This is a genomic window from Alishewanella sp. SMS8 (assembly GCF_030737935.1).
GTDB lineage: Bacteria > Pseudomonadota > Gammaproteobacteria > Enterobacterales > Alteromonadaceae > Alishewanella > Alishewanella maricola.
Genome location: NZ_JAPJEA010000002.1, coordinates 273,376 through 300,330 on the forward strand (window position 1 = coordinate 273,376; position 26,955 = coordinate 300,330).

Sequence of the window (26,955 nt, forward strand, 5' to 3'; positions counted from 1 at the left end):
ACCATGTAAGCGCGTTATTATACGCTGTTGTCGGCTAAGCTCGCAGCAAAAAAGCCATTAACAGCAGACTTTTGCTAATTCGGCTCGCATCGCTTGTATCGTTGCCGCGTAATCGGGCGTGTTAAAAATAGCCGAGCCAGCGACAAACATATCAGCACCCGCACGAGCAATGTCAGCGATATTATCTAAATTAACGCCACCATCAACCTCTAAACGGATTGGCCGACCACTTTGCGTAATACGTTGCCGTGCTTCTTGTAACTTATCGAGCGTGGCAGGAATAAACTTCTGGCCACCAAAACCGGGATTAACCGACATCAATAACACCACATCAATTTTATCCATAACGTAATCCAGATAACTGAGCGGTGTTGCAGGATTAAACACCAAGCCAGCTTGGCAACCGTGTTCTTTGATCAGCTGTAAGGTACGGTCGATATGCCGAGAGGCTTCGGGATGAAAAGTAATAATACTGGCGCCGGCTTTAGCAAACTGCGGCACCATGCTATCGACAGGCTCAACCATCAAATGCACATCAATGGGGGCCGTCACACCGTAATCTCGCAACGCTTGGCAAACCATCGGCCCCATAGTGAGGTTAGGGACATAATGGTTATCCATCACATCAAAATGCACCACATCCGCTCCAGCAGAGAGCACCTTGGCTACATCGTCGCCTAGGCGAGCAAAGTCAGCAGACAGAATAGACGGCGCGATTAAAAATGGTTGCATCAGTGTTCTCCTTGGAAAAACACCGACTTTACTGAATTATTCAACAGAATGCATCAACGGCTTAAGCCGTGCTGCACAAAATACAAGCATAGCTGCACCAAGATGTCGCAAATCTTAGTAAACCAAGTCGATTAAAAAAACTAAGATGCTGTTTATTAACGATAATTTCCACATGGCATATATCTTGGAAACAATTAGATGAATCCAATATGAGGGGAAACAACAATGACATTATTAAAAAAACTATCTGTAGCAACTTATAGCACCTTATTTGTAGCCATGAGCGCGGCCAGCATGCAGAGCCACGCGGTAGAAGTGAGTGGCGATGTCACCTTTGTTTCTGACTATGCCTTCCGTGGTATTTCACAAACGGACGAAGCGGCAGCCTTACAAGGTGGGTTAACCTTAAGTGATGAGTCAGGCATCTATTTGTCAGTATGGGGCTCAAGCGTTGATTTCGGTGGTACTGGCACTTTAGAGCTAGACGTGATGTTAGGTTGGAGCGGTGATATTGCTGAAGGTTGGTCTGCAGACGTAGGTATTATGCGTTATGGCTACCCAAACACCGAGTTCGAAGGCTCTAACTTCTGGGAATTATACGGCTCTGTTGCTTACAAAGACTTCAGCTTAGGTTTGGCTTACAGCGATGATTACTACGGCAACAGCGGTAACTACTACTATGTCTATGCCGGTTACAGCTTAGCGTTAACCGATAATCTGGCAGTTGATTTTCATGTTGGTCAAAACGAATATTCAGACGATAGCTCATTAAGCTATCTAGACTACGGTGTCACGGTCAGCACTGAAGTATTGGGTCTTGGTTTATCATTAGCCTATATCGATACCGATGTTAAAGATTTATATTTAGCTGATAGCCGTGTCGTGTTTGGCGTATCAAAAAGTTTCTAAATCCCGTTTCCATCACTAACCTATGCCACCGATACAGTGCTTAATAAATAATCAGCTTGTATCTGGTGGTGTAATCCACTAATATAAGGAAGTTATGCGTCGTTAACAGGATTTAACATGAAACTAACTAAAACCAGCAAATCAATGCTTGCCATCAGTGGTGTGTTTTTTGCTTTTGCACTTTGGCAACTAGATAGTTTGTCGCAATGCTCTGACAACCTTGTTGGCTGTAAAGAGACCCAACGTAATTGGGTGAGTTGGTTGTCTGGCGATAGTCGCTCTGTACAGTTCCATTTTGTTGATTTTCTAGAACTTTTAAGTCGTATGTCTCCTAGCAACAATAACCCTTCTTAGTTTCTTAGTATGAGCCACACCAAAGCAAGTACTTGGCAAATTATCAAAGCCGTGCTCGGCGCTTTTATTGGCGTGCAGTCTGAAAAACAACGCTTACAAGATTTTCAAAGCGACAGCGCTGTACCTTACATTGTCACAGGCATTCTGATGGCAGCGCTATTTGTGAGTGTCTTATTATTGATCGTTAGCTTCGTCGTCCCTTAACTGCTTTTTTTGCTCGGCCAGATATAACGCAAATAATTCTGCAACCTTACCCCGGGCACTGCCCTTTTGACTGATTGAACGACTAACGTTTATGGTGTGCAACTCTGCTTGCTGATAAATCTTCCGAGTCCAAGTCGTATCGTGATTACTGATCAATACGCTATGCCCATTGGCCTGCGCTTGCTCGGCTAAAATCGCTAACTGCGCCTGATCATCTAAAGTAAAACCTTGCCGCGCATAGCTAGTGAAACTGGCCGTTTTACTTAAAGGGACATAAGGAGGATCACAATACACAGAGGCGCCAGCAGTTAACTGCTGAAAGACATCTTGATAACTGCTACAGGTAAACTCGGCGAGTTGCGCTTTTTCCGCAAAGAAATACAGCTCGGCCTCTGGGAAATAAGGCTTTTTATAACTACCAAAAGGCACGTTGAAATTGCCAGACAGGTTGTAACGACATAAACCGTTGTAACCATGGCGATTCAAATACAAAAATAACAAAGCACGTTGATAGGTATCTTGTTGCTCATTAAACTGCTGCCGAAAGCGGATATAGCTTGTGCGCTCGTTGGCACTGGGCACAAAAAGTTGACGGGCGTCAGCAATATAACGCTCTGGCTGCTGCTGAACAATTTTATATAATTCAATCAGATCAGCATTAATATCGTTTAGCTTGTAAGACGGATAATGCGTGTTCAAAAAAACGGAGCCCGCACCGACAAAAGGCTCAACCAAACAATCAGCTGCGGGCAAATGCCGCTGCAACTGCTCGACTAAATTATATTTACCACCCGCCCACTTTAAAAAGGCACGACTTCTTTTCTGTACCACTTAATTATCCTGACTACTTTGGGCCAGTTGCAATCGTTGCCAAGCTTTGATCTCTTGCTGGACAGCACCCACACTTTTAATAAAAGGCCCAGCTGAGCTCAGCGCGCTGGGTAATTGTTGCACATACTGTTTAGCGGCGGTATTGCTGGCGAAACTTTGGCTGACGATGACCCATTGACCTCGCCCCTGCCAACTGCGTTGATACACTTGTATCGATAATTTTGGATAGTTACGCTTAAATCGGCTTAACGCGTTTTCACTCGATAATACCGCGATTTGCACAACAAAGTGTTGAGCAGGCGTGGCAAGTAATGCGCCGTGCTGATGCACCTTCGGCGTGTCTTGTTCGCGTTTCACTTCAGGCTCAGGGGTAAGCACTGATTCTTGTAATAACTTAGCAGGTAATGGCTGCACATTATTTAATGTTGTTGCTACTGTCGGTTCTGCAACGACCGTTTTGGCCTCGTCAATAATTGCAGCCTTAATGTTCTCAGCGTTGCTGGGCATAGCGACTATAGCGGGCTCGGGCTCGGCTTCTACTTCAGCTTCAGCTAACTCTGGCATCCTAGCGTCATTAGGTAAATCCATCAGCGCCGAATCACTCGCTGCTGCAATCGTTTCAGGGCTTGTTGTTGCTGATTGTACTTGCGGTATGGGGACAATGGCCATCTCTTCAGCAGGCTTTGCCTGATCTGCAGAAGGTGTTGAATTTAACCAGCTAGTGAGAATAAACAATAAGATCAGTGCCGCGCCTACGCATGCTGCAATTAAGGGGGCTTTGGGTCTTCTAACCACGGGCTTACGTGCCGCCCGAGCCGTTCGTGCAGGCGCTGGGCTAATTAATTTATGCAGGTTATTCTGACAGTTGGCAAAGCGTTCCGCTAACGCTAAGGGTTCTAATTGTTCTGCCTGTAACAACTGCTCGCAATCCGCCAAGGTAAGCCCAGGGATCGTCAAATTAAGCTGCATCTGACTATCCGCTTGCGTCGTGAAGACAAATAATGTCACCGGTAAACTTAAGATCCAAGCATATTGCTCAGCACTTAATAGCTCGGGATTATCGGTAATTAAAATATAACGGGTATCGGCGTCAACGTTTTGCAAACGCTGCAATAGATTTTGCTCGGTTAAATCACTGGTCGCGAACCATTGTTTGCCAAGCTGCGATGCTAATAATGCCTCAGCGATCGGTGCTTGAAGCATTGCAACATTGACCGAGATTTCTTCAGCTTCAGAAAATAATTCAGCTAAGGCGAGAGCCAATGTCGATTTACCACTGCCTGAAGCACCAATAATAGCGAGGCGGGAAAAATCATTAAAGGCTAATTGAAATAATAAGCGCGATAACACATCACGTTGCGAGGGCAGCAAATATCCAGAATTGGCCAGCTGTTGTTGGAGGCCGCGTACTTTCATCAGGCAAAAACTTGGCTAAGTTCGTGCTCGGTTACATCCGCAACCACTTTACTGGCACCTAACGCCGTTGGCAGAATAAAACGCATCTTGCCCTCTTTCACTTTTTTATCTGTTTTCATATACGGCAGAAAGTCTGCAATGCTCATCTGAGCAGGTGCAACAATAGGTAAGTTAAAAGCCTGTAATAATGCGATGGTTTGAGTGAGGTCGTTATCGCTTAACCAACCTCGACTCTGCGCAAGTTTAGCAGCCATCACCATACCAACGGCAACCGCTTCACCATGCAGCCATTCGCCGTAGCCCAAAAAGGCTTCAATAGCGTGACCAAAAGTATGACCAAGGTTTAATAAGGCACGGTCGCCTTGCTCGGTTTCGTCACGACTAACAATATCGGCTTTCATTTTGCAGCAATGTTTAATCATTTGCGCTAATACTAGCGGCTCTTTACGTTGAATAGCCGGCGCATTAGCTAACAACCACTGAATAAAAGCTGCATCGCCTAATAAACCGTATTTCACCACCTCTGCCATGCCTGCAGCAAATTCGCGATCAGGTAAGGTGCTTAGCACACTGGTATTGATTAACACTTGCTCGGGCTGTTTAAACGCACCGATCATATTCTTACCCAACGGATGATTAACTGCGGTTTTACCACCGACGGATGAATCAACTTGCGCCAATAAGGTGGTCGGAATTTGTACAAAGCGCACACCACGTTGGAAACACGCTGCAACAAAACCGGTCATATCACCAATTACGCCGCCACCTAATGCGACAAGCACCGCATCCCGTGACACTTTTTGCTCTAACAAAAAGGATAGCACTTGCTCAAACGATGCCAGCGTTTTATGGGCTTCGCCATCTGGTAAAAGGAAATGTTTTACCGGTTGCTGGAATAACGCCCTGACAGCGGCCAGATATGGTTCAGCAACAGTAGGATTTGAAACAATCACTACCTGAGCCGCTTTCGCTAGCTCAGGGAGTAATGCAGGAAACGTATCGGAGATGATGATGGGATAACTGCGCTCGCCAAGTTGTACAGCAACTTCTTGCATATGCAGTTCTCCTTTAACGATTAAAAACCCAGTTGCTCAATAATCTGGTTAGCTACATTGCGGGCGCTTTGTTCATCGGTACGAACAGTAAAGTCAGCAATCTCCGTATATAGCGGGTTGCGTTCAGCTGCTAGACGTTCTAAAACTTCTTTTGGCTCTTCTTCTGTTTGCAATAATGGCCGCTTTTTATCACGTTGTGTTCTGGCCACTTGCTTTTCAATAGGCGTTTCTAAATAGACCACGATACCGCGGGCAGATAACCTATTGCGCGTTTCTTTACTGATAACTGAGCCACCACCGGTCGCTAATACTATTCCTTGTAATTCAGTTAGATCCTGAATGACATTTTCCTCACGCACCCGAAAACCCTCCTCGCCTTCAAGGTCAAAAACCCAGGCGATATCGGCACCAGTGCGTCGTTCAATTTCCTGATCAGAATCATAAAAATCAAGATGCAGCATGTCTGCTAAATGGCGGCCGATTGTGCTTTTACCTGCACCCATTGGCCCCACAAGGAAGATATTACGTTTTTCTGCCATATGTCGTATTGCTAAATCAGCTAACTCAAAGAAAAGTTGAATTCAAGGACCACTAGGCTCCCACGAAAATTTGAAGCGCTGAATTATGTCAGGAATGCCCTTTGATTGGCAAGTTAATTCTGACAGCGTCATCCGCACAAGCGATGGTCAGCGACCATCGCTTGTGCCTGAATTAAGGCTGGCCTTCAGTCAAAATACGTGGTGTAACGAAAATTAACAGCTCGCTTTTCTCGTTTAATTCGCTTTTGTTGCGGAATAACACACCCATGTAAGGCAGATCACCCAGTAACGGTACTTTAGTAACCGTTGATACCACTTGCTGCTGGTAGATACCGCCTAACACAATAGTTTCGCCGTTGTCGGCTAACACTTGCGTTTTAATTTGCTGTGTATCAATAGCTGTAGCTGGGCCTGTAGGCGTTTGTACTGTCTCACCACGGGTATTTTGGGTAATGACTAAGTCTAAAATAATCTTGTTGTCTGGGGTGATTTGCGGTGTCACCGTTAAGCTCAACACGGCTTTCTTGAATTCTACCGTTGTCGCACCACTGGAAGCTGCTTGCACGTAAGGGATTTCAACACCCTGCTCAATACTCGCTTCTTTTTGGTTAGAAGTTGTGATGCGTGGACTGGCAATCACTTCACCTTTGTTCTCTTGCTCTAACGCCGATAATTCAAGATCTAACAAAGTCCCGTCAGCTAACCGCGCAACGTGAAAAGCAATACTGCCAGCAGGACTAGAAACGGGCAGATTTACATTCCAACGATCATCTAACGCTGGGAAACCGCCCGTTGAAATACCATTAGCGCCGGTGGCATTACCTGAGACACCGCGATCACCGCCACTGGTACTTTGTTGATCACTAAAACCCCAACGAATACCAAGCTCATCCGTTACGCTGTCATTTACCGTGACAATACGCGATTCGATTAAAACTTGGCGTACAGGAATATCTAAACGTTCAATTAATCTGCGGACATTTTCAATGTTACGAGCTGTATCTTTGATTAAGATGGTATTGGTGCGTTCATCCACGACAACACTGCCGCGAGGAGAAAGTAATGTTGCATCTTTATTGGACAGCAACAGCGCTAAATCAACGGCTTTTGCATAATTAATTTGTAAGAAATCTGAATACAAAGGCTCTAACTCTTCAACCCGCTGTAATACTTCTAATTCTTTCGCTTCTCGCGCGGCTAACTCTTCAGTTGGCGCCACCAACAGAATGTTACCTTCCATACGCTTATCTAAACCTTTAACACGCATCACGATATCTAAGGCCTGATCCCACGGAGTACCATCTAAGCGCAAAGTAATATTACCAACAACAGAATCACTGGTGACTAAGTTAAAGCCGTTATAATCGGCGATAATTTGTAGTACGGTTCTTACCGGAATATCTTGGAAGTTCAAAGAAATAGCACGGCCTTTATAATCACGACCACCGCCTAAAATACTCCGGCTGGTCAAATCACGTTGCATAGTAACCGTAAAAATATTGTCGATTTGCTGATAGTTAAAAGTGAACTGATCTGTGGCATCAATCACTAAACGCGTAGAGGTTTTAGTTTTAAAAGTTTCAATACCTTTCACTACTGTCGCAAAATCGCCGACATCAAGCTGATAAAGTAACTCATCGGGAATATCGGTGTTATAGAATTCAATTTCTAATTTGCCAAGACGCTCTTGCACATCAACTGCCGCTGCATTTTCTTTTAAAAATACTAAAATTCGGCCTTCGCCTTTATCACCACGACGAAAATCAATTGCCTGCAACTTATTAATAAAGCTTGGATTAAGCTCAGATGTCGAACCTGCTTTGACAATTTGCGGTGAATTTGCGAGATGCACAGCATAGACATTACCATCAAGTCTGGTGCGATAGACTTTTAAGGAATCCATGCTGATAACAGAATTAATGCCACCTTCAGACAAGGTAGACTTCACTCGGCTAACGCCGGCATTATTAATGGCCACATCCGCAATACGCTGTTCCAGCTCAGCTTCAGCAAAGCGCACGTTTAAACGTGATGGCTCATTTAACAGGCTGATGTCCGGCTCTTGCAGTAAGGGTTCATCGAACACGAATTCGATCTCGGTTTCACCATTAAGTAATGGATTGAAACGAACCTCGTAGAGCAAGGGCGCTGCACTAGCAGGTAAAGCAAGCAATAACCACGATAACAAACCAAGTCTGCTAACTTTGCGTCCTACATTTTTAATTTTTATTAATTTATCCATGATTCACTCGCACACCTAGTTACCTGCAGTCGCAGCATCGTACATCTGGATCCGTGTTTCACGTTCCACCCAGCAGCCAGAACCATCAGGAATTAATTCCAGTAAATCGATATAAGTTGGCTCTACATTGATTACTTTGCCACTGAATAAGCCCAAATAATTATCAATTGTTACTCTGTATAAAGACTTGTCAGCAGATTCGATCAAGCCCCAGAGTTTATCGCCATCACCTAAAGTACCGCGCATTGTCAGGTTTTCCAACGCAAATCTTTCCAGCAGTTCTTTGCGCCGATTAGGATCCGGATACAAACAATCTTGTTGTTGCAAGAGTCGTTCCTGAATTGCTTCTGGCGTAGGTTCTGCAAAAGGACTACGTTCATTTGCAGCCGCATAACTGATATGAGAAAACTCTTTTACTTGCGGTAACGGTTCAATACGTTGCCGTGTATTGGCTTTTACATTATCCATATGAGCTTGAATATGGTCGACGCTGTCAAAACAACCGCTGAGTAGCAGCACTGAGGTACCGGCTAGCAGTAAGGCTCTCATTGGCTGTTCTCCTTGTAGCGATAGGTTTTTGCGACCACATTAAACCTTAGTTTACCGTCTTTTTCAGCTTGAATATTAAAGTCATGCAAACTGACAATACGCGGTAATTTAGCCACTTCGCTGACAAAGTTACCAAATTGATGGTAATCGCCGGTCACATCAATCTTAATTGGCAGCTCGGTGTAGAATTCTTTTTCAACTTCCGGTTCCCAGTTAATTTTGGAAAAAACTAAACCGCTTGTTGTGCCAACATAGGTAATGTCATCCAACAAACCAGGCGTTTCAGACGTGGTCGGTAGCTGTTTTAATAAGAAAGCTAATGAATCTTGCATTTCTTTCATTTGTTCGCGATACGCTTCTAGGTTCACCGCAACCGCATAGCGGGTTTGATACAATTGCATCAGTTCGGTTTCTTTTTGTTTCGCGCTCGCCAACTCGTCAATTTTACTGTCGATTAATAAGTAATAACTGATTACTGACACCAAGGCCGCTAAAATAGCAGCAAAAATCACTTTCACCAATACAGGCCAAGAGCCCATATTGTCTAAGTCTAAATCATTAACATCAATATCAGATAACTTCATGTTGAGGCTCATTTCCGGCCTCCCTGTGCATTGTTTTTAGTCTCTGCGTTGCTGTTGTCTAGGGCTTCAAAGCCGACAATTTTCAAGTGCATTTGAAAATCACTTAATAAACTTGAGCGCTCTTTGGCAGCTTGAATAAACTCGAGGTAAGGCTCTGCTAATAACTCTGACTGCTCCGCTTCACGCAGCATATTAGACAGTCGGTTATTTGACTCACTTTTCCCCACTAACAGTAACATCGAGCCTTTTTTCTCTAATTGTGTCAAATAAACACCGTTTGGAATGATGGTCGCAATTTCAGACATCACTTGCGTACCTAAATTTCGGCTGCTTTGCAGTTGCTCAATTAATGTTAAACGTTGTTGCAAGCTGCGTTTGGTTTCATTTAAACGGCTAATCTCGGCAATTCGTTGATCTAAGATGCTAATTTCACTTTGCAGATACTGATTACGCTTCGCTTGGCCTTCTAAACGTGCGTTGTAAATCATATTAATTAAAAAAAACACCAAAAAACTCATTAATGCGGTAAAAGCCAATACCATCACATAGTTTTTTTGACGTTCCTTTCGAGCCGCATCACGCCACGGCAGTAGGTTTATATGTGCCATGGTGAAAAACTCCTTAAGGCTAACCCACTGGCTACCATTAATTGTGGAGCATGCTTATCTAAAAGATCGCGGTCAATTGATGACGCCACTTCCATACTGTTAAAGGGATCAGCTATCACAGTATGAATGCCTAACTCGTCAATTAATAACTTATCGATACCTTCAATCATACCTGAACCACCCGACACTACGATGTAATCCAGTGTTTCTTTACCACTGCTGGTTAAGTACATTTGAATACCGCGCCGGATCTGTTGCAGTAACATAGTTTGAAAAGGTGCTAACACTTCGAAAGTATAATTAGGGGGTAAATCACCAGAAACTTTGGCAGTTTCAGCTTCATCGTAGCTTTTATTGTAGTAAGACAAAATACTGCGAGTATATTGTTCGCCACCAAATACTTGGTCACGGGTATAGAGTGTTTTGCCACCTTCAACAATGCTTAGTAATGTCATGGTTGCACCAATATCTATCATAGCAACCACTTTATTGGCGGCATCCGCAGGTAACTGACTTAAACATAACTCTGCTGAACGACTTAACGCATAGCTTTCAACATCGACAACCTTTGCTGTAAAACCGCCATCGGCTAATGCAGCAACTCGCGCTTCTAAACTTTCAGTTCGAGCAGCACTTAAAAGCACGTTAACTTTAGAAGGATCGGCTTCATTAACATCAAGTTTTTCAAAATCAAGACTAACTTCATTTAACGGATAAGGAATTAAAGTATCCGCTTCAACTTCAATTTGGCTTTCAAGTTCAGCGTCAGTTAATGACACATCCATGAAAATGACTTTGCTGATAACGGTAGAACCAGAAATAGCTGCAGCGGCGAACTTAACATTACGTGGAATTTTTTTACGAATTTTCGCCAGCACATTACCAACAGCTTCAATGTCTTGGATCTCACGATCTGCCATTGCGCCTTTTATCATGGGCTCAACTGCAAAGGCTTCTACCCTGTAGTAGCCACTGTGCATACTTAATAGCACTGCTTTCACGGTGTGAGAACCGATGTCAATGCCCACCATTATGGGTGATTGTTTACTAAACAGGCTTTTAATCATAGCGCCTTGCAGCCGTATTATTATTTATCGATTTTTGTTTAGGTATTCTTAGTCCAGTCACAGGTTTTTGGCAAGAAAAAGCGTTTAATCTCAACCTAATAAATATATACTAGCAGCGTTATTGTCAAATTGGGAGTTAAAAATTGGGGGCCAACGGTGTCGTGGGTTAAAAAGCTTTTTATTTTGTTCGTCTTAATGACATTTTTAGGTGTCGCCACTATCGGTATTACCTATGTTGTTCTAAAAGATGACCTACCTGATGTTGCCACTTTAAAAGATGTGCGGCTGCAAACCCCCATGCAAGTATTCACCGCTGATGGCGAACTGATCTCCCAGTTTGGCGAGCAACGCCGCATACCTTTAACCTTAGAGCAAATGCCCCCCTTATTGCTCGAAGCTTTCCTAGCAACCGAAGATACTCGTTTTTATGAACATCCTGGTATTGATATTATTGGTATTATTCGTGCCGCCAGTGTAGTAGCGACGTCGGGTGAATTAAGCCAAGGTGCCAGTACCATCACCCAACAATTAGCTCGAAATTTCTTTTTATCGCGTGAGAAAAAAATCATTCGTAAAGTAAAAGAGATCTTTTTAGCGATCCACATTGAACAGCTACTGACTAAACAAGAAATTTTAGAGCTTTATTTAAATAAAATTGAACTAGGTCAACGTGCTTTTGGTGTCGGTGCTGCTGCACAAGTGTACTTTGGCAAGTCTGTCACTGAACTTACGGTTGACGAAATTGCCATTATCGCGGGTTTACCTAAAGCGCCATCCATCCTTAACCCCGTTCGTTCTGCCAGTAACGCTCGCGCTAGACGTAACGTGGTGTTAGGTCGGATGCTCGATACCGGCGCTATCGATCAAGCAACTTATGAAAACGCCATTGCTGCACCTGTGACCAGCCGCTTGCATGGTGCACAAATTACCGCATCAGCACCCTACATTGCTGAAATGGTTCGGCAACAAATGGTTGACTTGTTCGGTGAAGAAGTCGCCTATGCTGATGGCTTTAAAGTCTTTACAACTATCAATAGTCAACAACAAGCCGCTGCCAAACAAGCGTTACAACAAAATATCTACGATTACGATGAACGCCATGGTTATCGCGGCCCTGTTGCCAGAGCGTGGCAGGCCGAATTTGTCAGTAACGATGATGAGTCTCCTGTGTTTAACGAAAGCGGGCGTTTAGATGACGTGGCACTTACCCAGTTTCTTGACCAACAACAGGGAATCGAAGATTTAGTGCCAGCGGTAGTATTGAGCGTGGCGCAACAAAGTGCGGAAGTGATTTTAAAAGGCGGCCAAGCTCTCACTTTGGAATGGGATGGCTTAAAATGGGCGCGTAACTTTATTGCTGATGATCGTCAAGGTACAGCACCAAAATCTGCTGCCAGCATCTTAGCACCCGGCATGAGTATTTTAGTACGTCAGCAAGATAATGCCTGGCGTTTAAGCCAAGTGCCTTTAGTCAGTAGTGCTTTGGTGGCATTAGACCCGCAAAACGGTGCGATCCGCTCATTAGTTGGTGGCTACAGCTTCTCACAAAGCCAATTTAATCGCGTAACACAAGCCAAGCGTCAAGTCGGCTCAAACGTAAAACCTTTTATCTATTCTGCGGCTTTAGAGCAAAACTATACTTTAGCCAGCATCATGAATGATGCTCCCATCCATCAATGGGATAATAACGCGGGTATTGCATGGCGGCCGAAGAATTCACCCGCCGTTTATGATGGACCAATTCGCATCCGTGAAGCTTTAGCTAAATCCAAAAACGTCGTGTCGATCCGCTTATTGCGCGGTATCGGGGTTGATGCCAGTATTGCCCATTTGCAAAAATTTGGCTTTGCACAAAGCGACCTGCCACGTAACGAAACGCTTGCGCTGGGTTCAGCCTCATTAACCCCATTAGAAGTGGTTACTGGCTATGCCGTTTTTGCTAATGGTGGCCATTTGGTTCAGCCTTATGTTGTTGATAAAGTTATCAATGCCGAAGGTAAAGTGGTTTATCAACATCAACCGTTGTTGGCTTGCCAAGCCTGTGGCGAACAGCAAAATCCAGACAGTTCTGCCGAGCTGACCGACGCGACAGTAGATGAATTAACTGACCTTAACGCCATGGCAACAGAACAATATGCGCCACAAGTTATTTCAGCCCAAAATGCGTTCTTAATCGCCGATGCCTTAAAAAGCAGCGTTTGGGGCGGTGGCGATTGGCGACAAGGCACAGGCTGGAATGGTACGGCATGGCAATTACAAAGCCTAAAACGTCGAGATATTGCGGGTAAAACCGGTACCACCAACGACTCTAAAGATACTTGGTTTTCAGGCTTTACCCCGCAACTTGTTGTAACAAGTTGGGTTGGTTTTGATGATGCTAACCGTAGCTTAGGCCGTGCCTTGTGGAATGCCAATTTAGACAGAAATCAAAGTGCAGGCACAGAGTCTGGTGCTCGTACTGCTCTGCCAGCTTGGCTAAACTACATGCGAGTCGTATTACCCGCTTATGCTGAAAAGTCTTTACCAACTCCCGTAGGTATTTCTTCAGTACGTATTGATCAGGCCACTGGGCTGTTAAGCCGTCGTACCGATGACAGCAGTACCTTTGAATACTTCAAGTTGGGCACGGAGCCGACGCAATACGTTTCAGGAAGTGTACCGCAAATTCAATTTGGCGAAGAGCCGGTTGAAAAAACTGAAGAAGTCGAAGAATTGTTCTAAAAAAACCGGCGAAAGCCCAATGCAAGTCAGTTAAGCATGACTTGTTTGCTCTAAATCAACCGTTGAAGGCCATGGATGGCCGGAATCGAGCCTCAGGGATGATTCATGGCGTGTTGATGTGAGCAAACTGCGTCATGCTATACGTTAAACTGATCGGTATTAGGCGAAAGCCGGTTTTTTTTCAAATGGCCTTAGGCCAAAATACTATCCAACCAAGCTTGGCGCGCTTTTAACGCAGCCAATACGCGTTGTGGTGAAGTGCCACCATAAGCATTGCGCTTGGCTAAGCCGGCTTCGATGGTCAAAGCAGCAAACACATCATCACTGATCAGTTCACATACCTGCTGCATCTCTGCTAGTGGCAGTGCTTCTAACGCAACCTTCGCCGCTGATGCCTTTAACACCAACTCTCCGGATAACTCATGCGCATCACGAAACGGAATACCCTTCGCCACCAGATAATCGGCTAAGTCAGTGGCATTGCTATAGCCGAGCTCTGCTGCTAAACGACATTGCGCTTCGTTTACCGACAAATGCGGCAATACGGTTGCCAGTACTAACAACGATTGCTGCCAAGTACTCATCAAGTCGAAAAAGCCTTGCTTATCTTCTTGCATGTCTTTGTTGTATGCCAGAGGTAAACCTTTAATGACATGCAAAATGGCCACTAAATGGCCCAAGACACGACCGGTTTTACCACGCAATAACTCAAATACATCGGGGTTTTTCTTTTGCGGCATTAAAGAGGAGCCGCTACTGATCGCGTCACCTAATTTAAAGAAGCCCGCTTCGCCTGAGCAAAAGAAAATAACATCTTCTGACAAACGTGATAAATGCGTCATGCATAAAGTTGCGGCAGCGGATAACTCAACCACATAGTCACGATCGGAAACCGCATCTAAGCTGTTAGCTGCAGGTTCGGCAAAATCTAGGCGTTGTGCCAGTGTATGCCGATCCATTGCTACGCCCGTTCCGGCAAGTGCGCCACAACCTAGCGGACAACTGTCTAAACGTGCGACAGCATCATCCAATCGGCCCAGGTCACGTTTAAACATTTCTACATAGGCCAAGGCCCAGTGCGCCACTAATACCGGCTGTGCCCGCTGTAAGTGTGTAAAACCCGGCATCACTGCGGTTTCGGCGCGCTCAGCAAACACCAACAAGGCTTTTAATGCCGCCAGTAGTGATTGACGCACATGACCCGCATTTAAACGAGTCCAGAGCCGCAAGTCAGTTGCAACCAAGTCATTACGGCTGCGCCCCGTGTGTAATTTCTTCGCAACATTACCTAGCTTGGCCGTTAGTTGGGCTTCGACCCAACTATGAATATCTTCTTCTTGCGTTTGCAACGGTAACTTAGGATCAGCTTCAATCGCTACAGCTAAGTCGGCCAGGCCGGCATCTAACTGCTGCGCTTCTTGCTGATTAATAATACCGGCTTGCAGCAAGCCCGCAGCCCAAGCACGGGATGCGGTAATATCTTGCAATGCAAGTTGATAATCAAAGCTCAAGGAATCGTTGAACTCACGAAATTCTGCCAGTGTGGCCTCAGTAAAGCGCCCTCCCCACATAGCCATAATACTTAACCCTTGTTTGCGTGTAAGGCTCTGATCCGGCTAGCCAGACTATATAATCTGATGAAGCCTTCAGCGTCTTTTTGGTTATACACTTCATCACCTTCGAAGGTGGCGAATGCTTCTGAGTACAAGCTGTTTGGTGAGCGACGCTTCGCTACCGTGACATTACCTTTGTATAGTTTGATCACAACATCACCGGTTAGCTGTGATGCTAAAGAGGTTGCTGCGGCAAGTAAGGCGTCTTTTAATGGCGTGAACCAACGTCCATCATAAACCAGCTGCGCAAACTCTAAACCCACTTCTTCACGGTATTTCAGTGAAGTACGGTCATACACTAAGGCTTCTAAACCTTTTAATGCGGCTAATAAAATTGTACCGCCGGGTGTTTCATAACAACCCCGAGATTTCATGCCAACCAAACGGTTTTCAACAATATCGATACGGCCAACACCATGCTCAGAGCCGATATCATTCAGTAACTCAATGGCAGCAACACCCCCCATCGCTTGACCATTGATGGTGGTTAATTCACCGGCTTCGAAACTTAACTCAACGTAAGCTGCTTGATCAGGAGCTTGTTCAGGTGATTTCGTCCACATCCAGATTTGATCTGAAGGCTCGTTCCACGGATTCTCAATTTCACCGCCTTCGTGTGAAATATGCCATAAGTTAGCATCACGGCTATAAATCTTGGTCGCAGAAGCGGTAGTCGGAATATTTTTCTCAGCCAAGTAATTAAGCAGTGACTGACGAGAGTTAAATTCCCATTCACGCCATGGCGCGATCACTTTTAATTGTGGCGCTAACGCGGCAAAGGCCCCTTCAAAACGTACTTGGTCATTACCTTTACCAGTACAGCCGTGACATAACGCATCAGCACCTAATTCTAAGGCTAAATTAACTTGGGCACGCGCAATCACAGGGCGTGCCATAGAGGTTCCCAATAAATATTGGCCTTCATACACCGCACCGGTTTTTAACGTCGGGAAAATCACTTCATTGACTAGCTCTTCACGTAAGTCAACGATGTAGCAGCTGCTAGCACCTGATTTAATGGCTTTTTCTTCTACACCGGCAAGCTCTTCGTCGCCTTGACCGACGTTAGCAACAAAGGCAATCACCTCGCAGTTATAATTATCCTTTAACCACGGCACGATAGCCGATGTATCTAAACCACCTGAATAGGCTAAAACTACCTTTTTAACGTTTTCAACGCTCATCATCAACCTCAACTAAATAAACTGACTAAAACGGCATTTTGTGCATGCATGCGGTTTTCCGCTTGCTGCAATGCCAAAGAATGTTCACTGTCTAACACTTCACTGGTCACTTCGTGGCCACGATGTGCAGGTAAACAGTGCATAAAATGTTTTACCGCTAAACGCTGCATCACTGCAGTATTGATCTGATAGGGTGAAAAAATTTCAGTAATTAACGCAGGATCAGAACGGGTACCCATTGATAACCAAGTATCGGTATAGATCGCATCAGCACCGGCCGCAGAAGATACATGCTGGCTCAATGTTAACTTGGCGCCACTGCGCTGCGCGATTTCTTGCGCTTTTAATAATACATGCGCATCAGGGCCAAAACCTTGTGGTGTGACCACCGTTAAGTCCATCCCCATGATCGCAGCACCTAACATTAAAGATTGGCAAACATTATTACCATCGCCCACATAGGCTAAGTGTACTTGAGATAAATCGCCGTATTGCTCTTTTAATGTCAATAAATCGGCTAAGGCTTGGCAAGGGTGATAAATATCACTTAGAGCATTGATAACCGGTTTTTTACTGCTTAAGGCTAAACGCACTAAGGTTTTCTGTGAGTAAACACGCGCCACAATAGCATCGGTCCAGCATGCTAAGTTACTACCGAAGTCTTCAACCGATTCACGCTCACCCATAGCGCCATTTTGCAAATCAAGATAGACACTATGGCCACCTAATTTGTGAATACCCACATCAAAGCTTACGCGGGTGCGTAACGAGGGCTTTTCAAACAGCAAAGCAATACTGCGCCCCTGCAAAGCATGTCGGTAATTGTTAGGTGATTGTTTGATATCTAAGGCGAGATCAAGCAGAGCAGACAATTGTTGTTGATCCAGTTCAGCTAAACATAGCAGCTGGGTTAATTTACTCATAGCACACGCGTTATCCGCTAAGCGGTATCCTTACTCAATGGCGCCAAGCAATGGCGCCGCTAATTAATACAAAATACAGGTGCCGACAGGCTTATCCTGCATCAAATTCATCAAATCGGCTGGATTTTGCCAGCCCGCGACCACAATATTGCTTTGCAACGCAGCCGCTGTTTCTAAAGCAGCATCTAGCTTCACTTTCATGCCGCCTTTAATCACACCCTCAAGCACTAAGTTACTGGCTTGTTCGGCAGAAAGTTCGTTAATTAACTGCATATTGGCATCGAGAATTCCCGGAACGTCAGTCAATAACACCAATTGGCCTTTCACTAGCTGGCAAATCGCCGCTGCGGCTAAATCGGCATTCACATTTAACAACTGACCATCGGCGGCAATGCCAATCGAGCTAAATACGGGGGTATAGCCTTGGGTTAATAACAACTCAATTAAAGTCGCATCAGCGGGTTTAACAATACCTACCGCACCAAGGCGCGTATTCACGGTGAATTGACAGGCATTACCCGCGGATAAATTTAAGCCAACAGGCAACAAACCTTGCAACATGGCACGGCTGACCATTTCAGCATTTACCGCGCCATCTAAAGCACCAGTTATCACAGGCATTTGTTCTGCTGGTGATACCCGTTGCCCATCAATTTTTTCTGTGACAAAACCAAACTTGCTCAGCCATTGATCAACCTGATCGCCACCACCGTGTACTAAAATGACCGGCCGTTGCTGCTTAATGTTGGCACATACCGCTAATAAGGCATCTAACGCTTGCCTGTCTTGCAGTAAGCGGCCACCCATTTTTAATACTAGCGGTTTCATAGGCTGGCTCCTGCTAATAAACCCGCTGTCTCAGGTTTACCAAAACGAACATTCGCCGCCTGCATCGCTTGCGCGGCAGCGCCTTTTAATAAGTTATCAATGGCTGACATAATGACTAATTGCTCGCCATCTTGCTGCCAATACAAATCACAAAACGGTGTACCCGCCACATCGGCAACATTAGGAGAGTTCTTAGTAAAACGGATTAACGGCTTACTGGCATAAGCATGCTGAAAAGCTGCCGCAACTTGCTCAGCGCTCACGCCGGCTTTTAACGTGACAACGCAGGTTGCTAAAATGCCGCGCTTAAAATTACCCAGATGAGGGGTAAACACCACTTTGCGCCCCAGATTTTGTTCAATCTCTGGGCGATGCCGGTGTTTAAAGAAACCATAAGCATTTAAACCGACTTCACAAAATGAAGTACTTAAGCTGGCTTTGCGGCCAGCACCCGAGACACCACTTGTGGCACTGATCACCGGAATGCAGTCTTTAGTTACTAAATCCGCTTTTAGCAGCGGTAATAACGCCAACGTACAAGCGGTAGGATAACAGCCAGGAACAGAGACTAGATCACCCAATGGAGTCGTTTGCCATTCCATTAATGAATACACCGCTTGGGCCAATAACTCAGGATGTTGATGAGCGTAACCATAGTATTTCGGGTATAAGTCAGCTTGCTTTAAACGAAAGGCACCCGATAAATCGACTACCGCAATGCCTTTTGCTAACAACAGCGGGGCAATAGCTTCACTGGCTTCATGTGGCAACGCCAAAAACGCTACCTGCACATCTAACGCCTCTACGCGCTCATCGGTCCAAGGCTCAACCAAAATATCGACTTGTTGCTGAAAACGAGGATATAACTGGGCGAAAGGTTCACTACTGCGACCGGCCGATGCAAAAGCATAGCTCAGTTCAAAATAGGGGTTAGCGCATAGCAAAGCACATAGCTCAGCACCACTGTATCCCGCCGCACCGAGTACGGCACTGCGAATTTTAATGTTTTGTTGTTCAACGGACATGGAAAACTCTTAAAAAGAAAAACTAGGCTACAAGTTATAGCACAATATGGCGCCTAGTGTAGAACGAAGGATATGCACAATCAAGAATTATTATGCTGTTTTTTTGAATTAATACCCAATATTTAACGCGTATTGTCCGCTAAGGCTAAGCGATTACGCCCTAATTTTTTCGCGTTATACAAGGCTTTATCGGCACTGACTAATAGCTGGGGTAATTCCAACTTATTATTCGTGGTTAAACCAATACTTATTGTGATATGCAAATCAGCAGCTAGATCAGTGAAGTTAAGTTTTTCTACTTTATGACGAAGGCGTTCACACACCTCTGAAGCATCCTGTAATGAGGTATCAGGTAACAACACCACAAACTCCTCGCCGCCCCAACGTGCAAGCAGATCAACCGTCCGGCATTGCTGTTTTAACACTTCAGCCAAACGTTTCAGTACTTCATCACCTACCGCATGCGACAGTTGATCATTAACCCGCTTAAAATGATCAACATCTATTAATGCCAGACATAAAGTGGTGTTATTCCGCTGCGCGCGTTGATACTCATGCTGCAATTCTTCATCAAAAGCTCGGCGATTAGCCAAACCGGTTAAGGCATCTTGTCTTGCGAGCAATTGCAATTCGGTTGTTTGCTCTGCGACTAATTTACGCAAACGTTGCTCAGTGTGTCTTAAACTCGACATACGCCAACGCACCGCAATAATACTGAGTGTGGTGAGTAACAAGATAATGGCGAATTTAAACCACCAACGCTGCCAGAGATGAGGTAGTAGCGTAAAGGTATAGACAGCTTCTTGCTTGCTCCACTCACCGTCGGGATAACTAGCACTCACTAAAAAGCGATATTCGCCTGGTGGTAAGTTAGTGTACTCGGCAGTATTGGCAGTGCCACGCGTCACCCAATCACGATCAAAACCTTCTAATTTAGTACGATACTGAATTCGCCCTGACATCACAAAACCCAAGCCTGCGTAACTAATTTCCAATCGATTGCTGCCTGCTACAAGATTAACTGGAGAACCTAAGGGTAAAGCTTGGCCATCAACATGTACTTTTTCAATAACTACTGGCGGAGCAATTTCAGCAAATTGCTGTAAACGCTCAGGCTGAACCCGGGTGACTCCCATCGATGTGGCAAACCACACCGAGCCATCATGGTGAAGTGCACCCGCTTTAGCCGAGCCGCCATTGGCTTGCGAACTGATCATGCCATCGCTTTCGCCATAAAGTTCGACACTTAATGAACTACGCTTACCGGCTAAAAGCGCCAGGGCATGGCTGCGATTTAACCTTAAAATGCCCCTATTACTGCTGATCCAAAAAGAACCTTGCTGGTCTTGAACTAACTCAAATATTTTATCAAACGGCATGCCTTGCGCTCGGCCAATAATCTGTATGTCATTGCTGGCTAGATGATAGGCCATCAGGCCTCGATCCGTGGTTATCCATAAAATGTTTACCGGGGCATCATAGGTCATTCCAAAGGCATAGTGTGCATCATCGTATGCCGCTATATTTAGTGTTCTCAGTTGCTCGTTTTCATAAACGGCCACACCATTGCCAGTGCCAATAAAAATTCGCTGATCGGGTGTTTGAAACAGCGAGACAACAAAAGAACTGGGTAAACCATCCGCAACGCCTAAACTTAAAATACCATCATCCTTTATAAGACTAACACCATTAGACGTGCCTACCCACATTTGACCGTTGCCCAGAGGCAGGATGGCGCGAACTTCATTGGCTGGTAAACCGTTCCCGGTATCATAATGACGTCGGATCTGATCATGTTGCAGTTCAATTAAACCATCGGCATAGGTGCCCACTAACACCGTTTGATCGGGTCCTTCCGCTAGACTTAACACCGACTGCCCGACACTGACTGCCGTTAAATCAATAATACTGAACGCACCATTACAAATACGAGTTAAACCGCGGCTGCTACCAACATACATACAGCCATTAGAATGCGATAACAGAGCACGGGTATAATTTCCGGCTAATCCGACTTCGGTAGTCATGGTATTAAAAGGTGCATCTCTTAAACGAAAAATGCCGCCATTTGTTCCAACCCACAAATTACCTTCTTTGTCTTTTAACAAAGCTAAAATACGATTATTGGGTAAGCCCTGCCGCATATCTAAAGATTCAGTAATACCGTTATGTAAGCGTAATAAGCCTCTATCTATAGTGCCAATCCATAAAATGTCTGAGTTCTCCTGCAATATGGCCGACACCGGAACATTATCTAATAAAGTTAATGGCTTAGATTGACTTGGCTGTGCCAGATAAAGGCCACGTTCTGTGCCCACTAGTAACGCTGCTTGATGATTTAATTCCAAAGCAAATATCGGTACGCCATTAAATTCGTCTGCAGCAACCGGTTGAATTTGCAATTGTGCATCTAAGTAAACCAATCCATTCGCGGTGCCAACCCACAGTAAGCCGTTGGCATCTTGTTGCAAGCTGTGAATTTGGAGAGAGGGTAATCCATCGTCAAGCGTAAAATGTGTGCGTTTACCGGTGGCATCTTGCATGTAAAGCCCCTGCCCCTCGGTAGCAACCCATAATCGATCTTGATTATCCATAAACAAACGATTAATCAATTCACCAAAAGGGGGAAAAGCTTGCCATTGCCCATCTTGTACTTTAACCAAGCCGCCCCGTGCACCACCTATCCACAAAACATTATGTTTATCCAAATGAAAAGTACGCACGCCGACATCTGGCAAACCGGTTTGGGGGTTACGATCAAAAATGCGAAATTCGCGACCGTTATACCGTGCAACGCCTTCCCAAGTGCCAAACCACATATAGCCATCCGGCGTTTGAGTAATAGCATTAATAGTGTTGTGCGGTAAGCCGGATCGAGTGTTGAGCGTTTCTTTAAAATAATTATCTAAGCTAGGAATATGCTTTGCAGCAGAAGCCGCTGCCGTATTAAAAAATACAGTACACAACAAAAAGCAGAAAAAATGATAAACATGTCGCCGATGCCGACACAGGCCCGATAAAAGCATGCAGAAATCCAATTCCTTGGCTGTAGCGTTAGCGCTTAGCTACTAATGTACTTTAGATTAACCGAATTTAATTAACAATGCCAAGCGTGTTACCTGCTTACGGAACTTGATTTTACGGTATAAAGAAACCAACAAACACGAACTAAAATAAAGAAATCATTAAGTTAATGAATTTCAGATATTAGCGAGAGCTCACATAATATTAAAAAAAATAGGCAACAGGCATTAAATCATCTGTTGCCTAAGCTAGAGGAGTTGTTTTAGTCAGCTAAACGCTGAGCTACCACGTTTAGCGCTTGTTGCAAATCAGCACGTAAATCTGCCACATTTTCAATGCCTATTGATAAACGCACTAAGGTGGCAGCAATACCCGCTCGTTGCTGCGCCGCCGCATCCATCGAAGCATGCGTCATTGAAGCAGGATGACAGATTAAACTTTCAGTGCCTCCCAGTGACTGTGCCAAAGTAAAATACTCTAGAGCATTGAAAAAATCTTTTAACAATGCCGCAGGAGCGTTCAACTCAAAACTACACATCGCCCCAAAACCCAATTGCTGTTCTTTAGCAATCTGATGCCCAGGATGACTTGTCAGCCCGGGATAATACACTTTAGCAACTAAAGGATGCGCCGCTAAAAAATCGACCACTGCAGCCGTATTTTCTTGTTGCAGCTTTAAGCGCAAGTTTAACGTTCTTAAGCCTCGCAAGGTAAGATAGGCATCAAATGCTCCACCGGTTAAGCCTAAACAGTTTCCCCACCATTTTAATTCTTCGCCAACCGCCAGATCCTTAGCAATCACGGCACCGCCGATAATGTCAGAGTGGCCATTAATAAATTTCGTCGTCGAGTGTATGACTAAATCTGCACCTAAGGAGAGGGGCTGCTGTAATACTGGCGATAAAAAGGTGTTATCCACCACCACTTTGGCTTTGAGGCTGGCCGCTAACTGACAAACCGCTCGCACATCAGTAATTTGCAGTAATGGGTTACTCGGTGTTTCTAACCAAATCATGCTGGCTTGGCTTAACCGTAATTGCTCGGCCCAATCGGCATCTTGAAAATTGATAATGTGTAATTTAAAAGCCTGCTTCTTTTGCGCCAAATTGGTAAATAATCGATAACTACCACCATAACAATCATGCGGGATCACTAAGGTGTCAGAGGGTGTCAGTAATTGCAGTGCTAACAAACAAGCTGACATACCAGTATTGGTGATAATCGCTTTAGCACCGCCTTCGAGTTCGGCTAACGCCTCCCCTAATACATCGCGGGTAGGGTTATTTGAACGTGAATAATCATAAGGACCTGGCTGCCCTAATGCCGGAAGTTGATAAGTTGAAGTGAGGTAAATCGGTGGTGTCACTGCACCAAAGGCGGTATCTTCCGCAATACCCGCTCGAGCAACGATAGTCGCTGGATGACGCTTGGTCATAATACGCCCTTTTGGATGTTTAGATGTCTAAAAAGTATAATGCGTTAACACTGGAAGTCAAACCATTTAGCCGTCTATAATGTTTATTTGTTGCACAGTGTTTGACTGTAACAGAGAAAACAGTAGAATTTCGCACTTGCGCGAGCAATTTCTCTCGACCAATAACAAGGGACCCTTATGGCTAAGTGGAATGGTGAGTATGCTCACCCTTACGCGGAACACGGTAAAAAATCAGAACAAGTTAAAAAGATTACCGTATCGATCCCGCTGAATGTTTTAAAAGTGCTAACTGACGAACGCACTCGCCGCCAAGTGAACAACTTACGGCATGCGACAAATAGTGAGTTATTGTGCGAAGCCTTTTTGCACGCCTTTACTGGCCAGCCATTACCGGCTGATGACGATCTACGTAAAGATAATCCGCATCAAATTCCTGCTGAAGTTCGGCAGATTTTGACCAGCATGGGTAAACCCATCCCAGTCATCATTGAAGCAGAAAACGACGAAGAATAAAAAAACCGCCAATAGGCGGTTTTTTTATAAGCGGCTCAGCTTACTTATAGTAATTATCAGGCAGTGGTAAACGAGCAACGCCAGAGTTTACCGCGGCTTCCGCCACAGCACGTGCCACTCGAGGTAACAATCTCGGATCCATCGGTTTTGGAATAATGTAAGATTTACCAAACTCTAAAGCTGATACATCAGCCGCCGCCAAAACTTCGGCTGGCACCGGCTCTTTAGCAATTGAGCGGATCGCTTCTACTGCTGCAAGTTTCATTGCGTCATTGATTTCACTGGCACGTACATCTAAAGCACCACGGAAAATAAACGGGAAGCACAAAACATTATTCACTTGATTAGGGTAATCAGAGCGACCTGTTGCCATGATCAGATCTTTTCGAGCCGCGTGCGCGAGCTCAGGCTTAATTTCCGGATCAGGGTTTGAACAAGCAAAAATAACAGGCTTATCTGCCATTAACATTAAAGCTTCTGCTGGCAACACATCGGGGCCCGATACACCAACAAAAACATCCGCCCCTTGTAAAGCATCTTCTAAAGTCCGTTTATCTGTATTATTGGCAAATAACGATTTATATTGGTTTAAATCTTCGCGCCGAGCATGGATCACCCCTTTGGTATCCAACATATAGATATGCTCACGCATGGCACCGCATTTAATTAATAACTCCATGCAAGCAATAGCCGCAGCACCCGCACCCATACAAACGATAATGGCGTGTTTAATATCCTTACCTTGGATTTCTAACGCATTAAGCATACCGGCAGCAGTGACTATTGCAGTACCATGCTGATCATCATGAAACACCGGGATGTTGCAGCGTTTGATTAACTCTTTCTCTATTTCAAAACATTCTGGCGCTTTAATATCTTCTAAATTAATACCACCAAAGGTATCGGCAATATTGGCAACCGTCGTTATAAACTCTTCCGTCGTGCGATGTGACACTTCAATGTCAATCGAATCTAAGTTGGCAAAGCGTTTAAACAACAAGGCTTTACCTTCCATCACCGGTTTTGATGCTAAATGCCCGAGATTGCCCAAACCTAAAATCGCAGTACCGTTAGAAATCACAGCGACTAAGTTACCTTTAGCGGTATATTTATACACATTGTCTGGATCAGCAGCAATTTCACGAACGGGCTCCGCCACACCTGGGCTGTAAGCTAGCGCAAGATCGCGGACGGTTTCAGCCGGTTTGCTAATTTCAATACTAATTTTTCCTGGGCGGGGTTCGGCATGGTAGCGAAGTGCCTGTTCTCTGAAATCTGTCATTCTAATTGTCCTGGAGTAAGGTAAGCGGCGACAGGCTGCAATTATGCTTATTATTGTTTTACAGCAAGCCAGATGAAGGCTCATTTTAATGAGCTCTTTAATAGAAAAACACCAATTTGTTGCTGGACCTACCAGCCTAAGCAAGTATGACCACCTTCTTGTTGATATTTTCTTCTCTTCTTATAGCAAGAAATGCGCTAGCCATAAAGAAGCCTATACACTTAAAACCCAATCTCTTGCTGAGTATTTATATGTTGAACTAGTCACCACCAAAATTTAACATAAATAAAACAAATCACTATTAATTTTAGCGACATCCCTTGACCGTCATTAAAATATCACTACAATATCTGGTAAATATTTAGTTAATGAGGTTATGCCATGCGCCTTTTATCGATCTCTGCACTTATTCTCGTAAGTAGCATCAGTATTAGCCTGCCCGCCACTGCACAAAATGCCGGAAACAATGAGCAAATATGCACTGAAACTGACTGCACAAAAGAGCTGCGTAAATTGATGCGACTGGCTCGAGCAGGTAGCGGCGATGCCGCGGCGATCGTTGCCATGTCTTATGCGACAGGCGATGGTTTAGAACAGAATACCAGTCAAGCATTACGCTATCTTCGCCAAGGTGTACGCCAGCGCAACCCCATGTCAGTTTACTTGATGTCAGATTGGTTACGAAATGGCTTTGTTATTGAGCAAGATATCGCAGAAGCAGACCGGTTATTAGAACAAGCCATCTCTTTAAATTATGCTCCAGCCCAATATGCAAAAGCAGTAACATTGTTGCAAACTGAAGATCCAACGCAAATCGAGCAAGCTGTGGTATTACTCGAGCAAGCGTCAGAACAAAAGTTAGCAACGTCAATGCTGTTACTGGGCCAACTTAAACAACATGGTGTTGGCACTGAAAAAGATCTTGTTGCTGCGGCGGAGTTGTTTAAACGCTTAGTGTTAACTGGGCAAACCCAAGCCAAACCTTATTTAGCGGAAGTCAGCGCTGAACTAGCAGCAAGCAATGAACATGCAGAATTAGTAAAAGATTTACAGCAAGTTGAAAACATTGAGGTCATCCGCGTGACGGGGCAGCAAATTCAAATGAACAACATGCTTGCCGGTTTAGTCAAACGGTTAAATTCTTCAGGGCTTTATGATAGCCGCTCTGTCGGTAGTCGTATTCGCGGAGTCAGTTGTGAGCAAAGCGGCAGCAATTGCGCCAGTATTAAACCAGACAGCTCTTCCTCTTCAATCAACCAAGTGCTATCAGGTGGTCAATAACCGGTTGTTTGAATTTGCTGTACCATCGCTTTAGCC

25 protein-coding genes are annotated in these 26,955 nt (G+C 44.7%); 7 read left to right on the plus strand and 18 right to left on the minus strand.

The genetic code is table 11. From position 1 onward, the window contains the following. Window positions 1-57: 57 nt before the first annotated feature. Window positions 58-732 (minus strand): ribulose-phosphate 3-epimerase, encoded by a 675-nt coding sequence (gene rpe / locus ORJ01_RS08815; RefSeq protein ID WP_267867517.1) that lies wholly within the window; start codon window positions 730-732, stop codon window positions 58-60. 225 nt (window positions 733-957) lie between these two features. Between rpe and ORJ01_RS08820 the strand changes: the two genes are divergently transcribed. The 3 genes from ORJ01_RS08820 (at window position 958) to ORJ01_RS08830 (ending at window position 2,199) form a co-directional block, all read left to right on the plus strand. Then, window positions 958-1,641, plus strand: coding sequence for a TorF family putative porin (locus tag ORJ01_RS08820; protein WP_306177707.1), 684 nt, complete (start codon window positions 958-960; stop codon window positions 1,639-1,641). A gap of 117 nt (window positions 1,642-1,758) precedes the next feature. After that, window positions 1,759-1,995 carry a hypothetical protein gene (locus tag ORJ01_RS08825; RefSeq protein WP_306177708.1) on the plus strand — a complete coding sequence of 79 codons (237 nt, stop codon included), beginning with the start codon at window positions 1,759-1,761 and terminating at the stop codon, window positions 1,993-1,995. Between the two features lie 9 nt (window positions 1,996-2,004). Continuing rightward, window positions 2,005-2,199, plus strand: a complete 195-nt coding sequence (locus ORJ01_RS08830; RefSeq protein ID WP_306177709.1) for a DUF2970 domain-containing protein — start codon at window positions 2,005-2,007, stop codon at window positions 2,197-2,199. Here the strand turns inward: ORJ01_RS08830 and ORJ01_RS08835 are convergent. From ORJ01_RS08835 to ORJ01_RS08875, 9 genes are all read right to left on the minus strand, one after another. Then, window positions 2,170-3,030: a Dam family site-specific DNA-(adenine-N6)-methyltransferase gene (locus ORJ01_RS08835; protein ID WP_306177710.1), complete on the minus strand. Its 861-nt coding sequence runs from the start codon at window positions 3,028-3,030 to the stop codon at window positions 2,170-2,172. The two genes, ORJ01_RS08830 and ORJ01_RS08835, sit on opposite strands and share 30 nt — an antisense overlap. Beyond that, the gene (locus ORJ01_RS08840) at window positions 3,031-4,446 is read right to left on the minus strand and encodes an SPOR domain-containing protein (RefSeq protein ID WP_306177711.1); all 1,416 of its coding nucleotides are present in this window, start codon (window positions 4,444-4,446) and stop codon (window positions 3,031-3,033) included. Further along, window positions 4,446-5,501 carry a 3-dehydroquinate synthase gene (aroB, locus tag ORJ01_RS08845; RefSeq protein ID WP_306177713.1) on the minus strand — a complete coding sequence of 352 codons (1,056 nt, stop codon included), beginning with the start codon at window positions 5,499-5,501 and terminating at the stop codon, window positions 4,446-4,448. The genes ORJ01_RS08840 and aroB overlap by 1 nt, the downstream gene beginning before the upstream one ends. Before the next feature lie 20 nt (window positions 5,502-5,521). After that, entirely contained in the window at window positions 5,522-6,040 is a 519-nt protein-coding gene (aroK, locus tag ORJ01_RS08850) for a shikimate kinase AroK (protein ID WP_226751065.1), read from the minus strand. A 172-nt stretch (window positions 6,041-6,212) separates the two neighbouring features. After that, a complete protein-coding gene (locus tag ORJ01_RS08855) occupies window positions 6,213-8,282 on the minus strand; it encodes a type IV pilus secretin PilQ (protein ID WP_226751064.1) in 2,070 nt (689 codons plus the stop codon). A 15-nt stretch (window positions 8,283-8,297) separates the two neighbouring features. Continuing rightward, on the minus strand, window positions 8,298-8,831 hold the full coding sequence (locus tag ORJ01_RS08860) for a pilus assembly protein PilP (RefSeq protein ID WP_226751063.1): 534 nt from the start codon (window positions 8,829-8,831) through the stop codon (window positions 8,298-8,300). After that, complete coding sequence (locus ORJ01_RS08865) at window positions 8,828-9,427, minus strand: type 4a pilus biogenesis protein PilO (RefSeq protein ID WP_226751062.1); 600 nt, start codon at window positions 9,425-9,427, stop codon at window positions 8,828-8,830. The genes ORJ01_RS08860 and ORJ01_RS08865 overlap by 4 nt, the downstream gene beginning before the upstream one ends. Next, entirely contained in the window at window positions 9,424-10,023 is a 600-nt protein-coding gene (locus ORJ01_RS08870) for a PilN domain-containing protein (protein WP_306177714.1), read from the minus strand. Before ORJ01_RS08870 ends, ORJ01_RS08865 begins: the two co-directional genes overlap by 4 nt. Beyond that, window positions 10,011-11,090, minus strand: a complete 1,080-nt coding sequence (locus ORJ01_RS08875) for a pilus assembly protein PilM (protein ID WP_306177715.1) — start codon at window positions 11,088-11,090, stop codon at window positions 10,011-10,013. Before ORJ01_RS08875 ends, ORJ01_RS08870 begins: the two co-directional genes overlap by 13 nt. Before the next feature lie 156 nt (window positions 11,091-11,246). Between ORJ01_RS08875 and ORJ01_RS08880 the strand changes: the two genes are divergently transcribed. After that, window positions 11,247-13,811 carry a penicillin-binding protein 1A gene (locus ORJ01_RS08880; protein ID WP_371930721.1) on the plus strand — a complete coding sequence of 855 codons (2,565 nt, stop codon included), beginning with the start codon at window positions 11,247-11,249 and terminating at the stop codon, window positions 13,809-13,811. Between the two features lie 191 nt (window positions 13,812-14,002). On the opposite strand, the gene argH is transcribed toward ORJ01_RS08880, so the two are convergent. The 7 genes from argH to metB all read right to left on the minus strand — a co-directional run bounded on the left by argH (window position 14,003) and on the right by metB (window position 23,843). Beyond that, on the minus strand, window positions 14,003-15,388 hold the full coding sequence (argH, locus tag ORJ01_RS08885; RefSeq protein ID WP_226751058.1) for an argininosuccinate lyase: 1,386 nt from the start codon (window positions 15,386-15,388) through the stop codon (window positions 14,003-14,005). Between the two features lie 5 nt (window positions 15,389-15,393). Further along, window positions 15,394-16,608 carry an argininosuccinate synthase gene (locus ORJ01_RS08890; RefSeq protein WP_226751057.1) on the minus strand — a complete coding sequence of 405 codons (1,215 nt, stop codon included), beginning with the start codon at window positions 16,606-16,608 and terminating at the stop codon, window positions 15,394-15,396. Window positions 16,609-16,616: 8 nt separating this feature from the next. Then, window positions 16,617-17,531 (minus strand): ornithine carbamoyltransferase, encoded by a 915-nt coding sequence (locus tag ORJ01_RS08895; protein ID WP_226751056.1) that lies wholly within the window; start codon window positions 17,529-17,531, stop codon window positions 16,617-16,619. A 63-nt stretch (window positions 17,532-17,594) separates the two neighbouring features. Beyond that, window positions 17,595-18,359, minus strand: coding sequence for an acetylglutamate kinase (argB, locus tag ORJ01_RS08900; protein ID WP_226751055.1), 765 nt, complete (start codon window positions 18,357-18,359; stop codon window positions 17,595-17,597). Then, window positions 18,356-19,384, minus strand: coding sequence for an N-acetyl-gamma-glutamyl-phosphate reductase (gene argC / locus ORJ01_RS08905; protein WP_306177717.1), 1,029 nt, complete (start codon window positions 19,382-19,384; stop codon window positions 18,356-18,358). Before argC ends, argB begins: the two co-directional genes overlap by 4 nt. 122 nt (window positions 19,385-19,506) lie before the next feature. Next, window positions 19,507-22,410 carry a diguanylate cyclase gene (locus ORJ01_RS08910; protein WP_306177719.1) on the minus strand — a complete coding sequence of 968 codons (2,904 nt, stop codon included), beginning with the start codon at window positions 22,408-22,410 and terminating at the stop codon, window positions 19,507-19,509. A 260-nt stretch (window positions 22,411-22,670) separates the two neighbouring features. Beyond that, window positions 22,671-23,843: a cystathionine gamma-synthase gene (gene metB / locus ORJ01_RS08915; protein WP_306177721.1), complete on the minus strand. Its 1,173-nt coding sequence runs from the start codon at window positions 23,841-23,843 to the stop codon at window positions 22,671-22,673. A gap of 177 nt (window positions 23,844-24,020) precedes the next feature. Here metB and metJ point away from each other — a divergent pair, with 177 nt between their 5' ends. Next, window positions 24,021-24,356 carry a met regulon transcriptional regulator MetJ gene (metJ, locus tag ORJ01_RS08920; RefSeq protein WP_226751051.1) on the plus strand — a complete coding sequence of 112 codons (336 nt, stop codon included), beginning with the start codon at window positions 24,021-24,023 and terminating at the stop codon, window positions 24,354-24,356. Between the two features lie 40 nt (window positions 24,357-24,396). Here the strand turns inward: metJ and ORJ01_RS08925 are convergent, their stop codons facing one another. After that, window positions 24,397-25,638 carry a malic enzyme-like NAD(P)-binding protein gene (locus ORJ01_RS08925; RefSeq protein WP_306177722.1) on the minus strand — a complete coding sequence of 414 codons (1,242 nt, stop codon included), beginning with the start codon at window positions 25,636-25,638 and terminating at the stop codon, window positions 24,397-24,399. An 88-nt stretch (window positions 25,639-25,726) separates the two neighbouring features. Here ORJ01_RS08925 and ORJ01_RS08930 point away from each other — a divergent pair, with 88 nt between their 5' ends. Together ORJ01_RS08930 and ORJ01_RS08935 are read left to right on the plus strand one after the other, a co-directional pair. Further along, entirely contained in the window at window positions 25,727-25,918 is a 192-nt protein-coding gene (locus tag ORJ01_RS08930; RefSeq protein WP_226751049.1) for a hypothetical protein, read from the plus strand. Between the two features lie 101 nt (window positions 25,919-26,019). Beyond that, the gene (locus tag ORJ01_RS08935) at window positions 26,020-26,919 is read left to right on the plus strand and encodes a tetratricopeptide repeat protein (protein ID WP_306177724.1); all 900 of its coding nucleotides are present in this window, start codon (window positions 26,020-26,022) and stop codon (window positions 26,917-26,919) included. Window positions 26,920-26,955 lie beyond the last annotated feature (36 nt).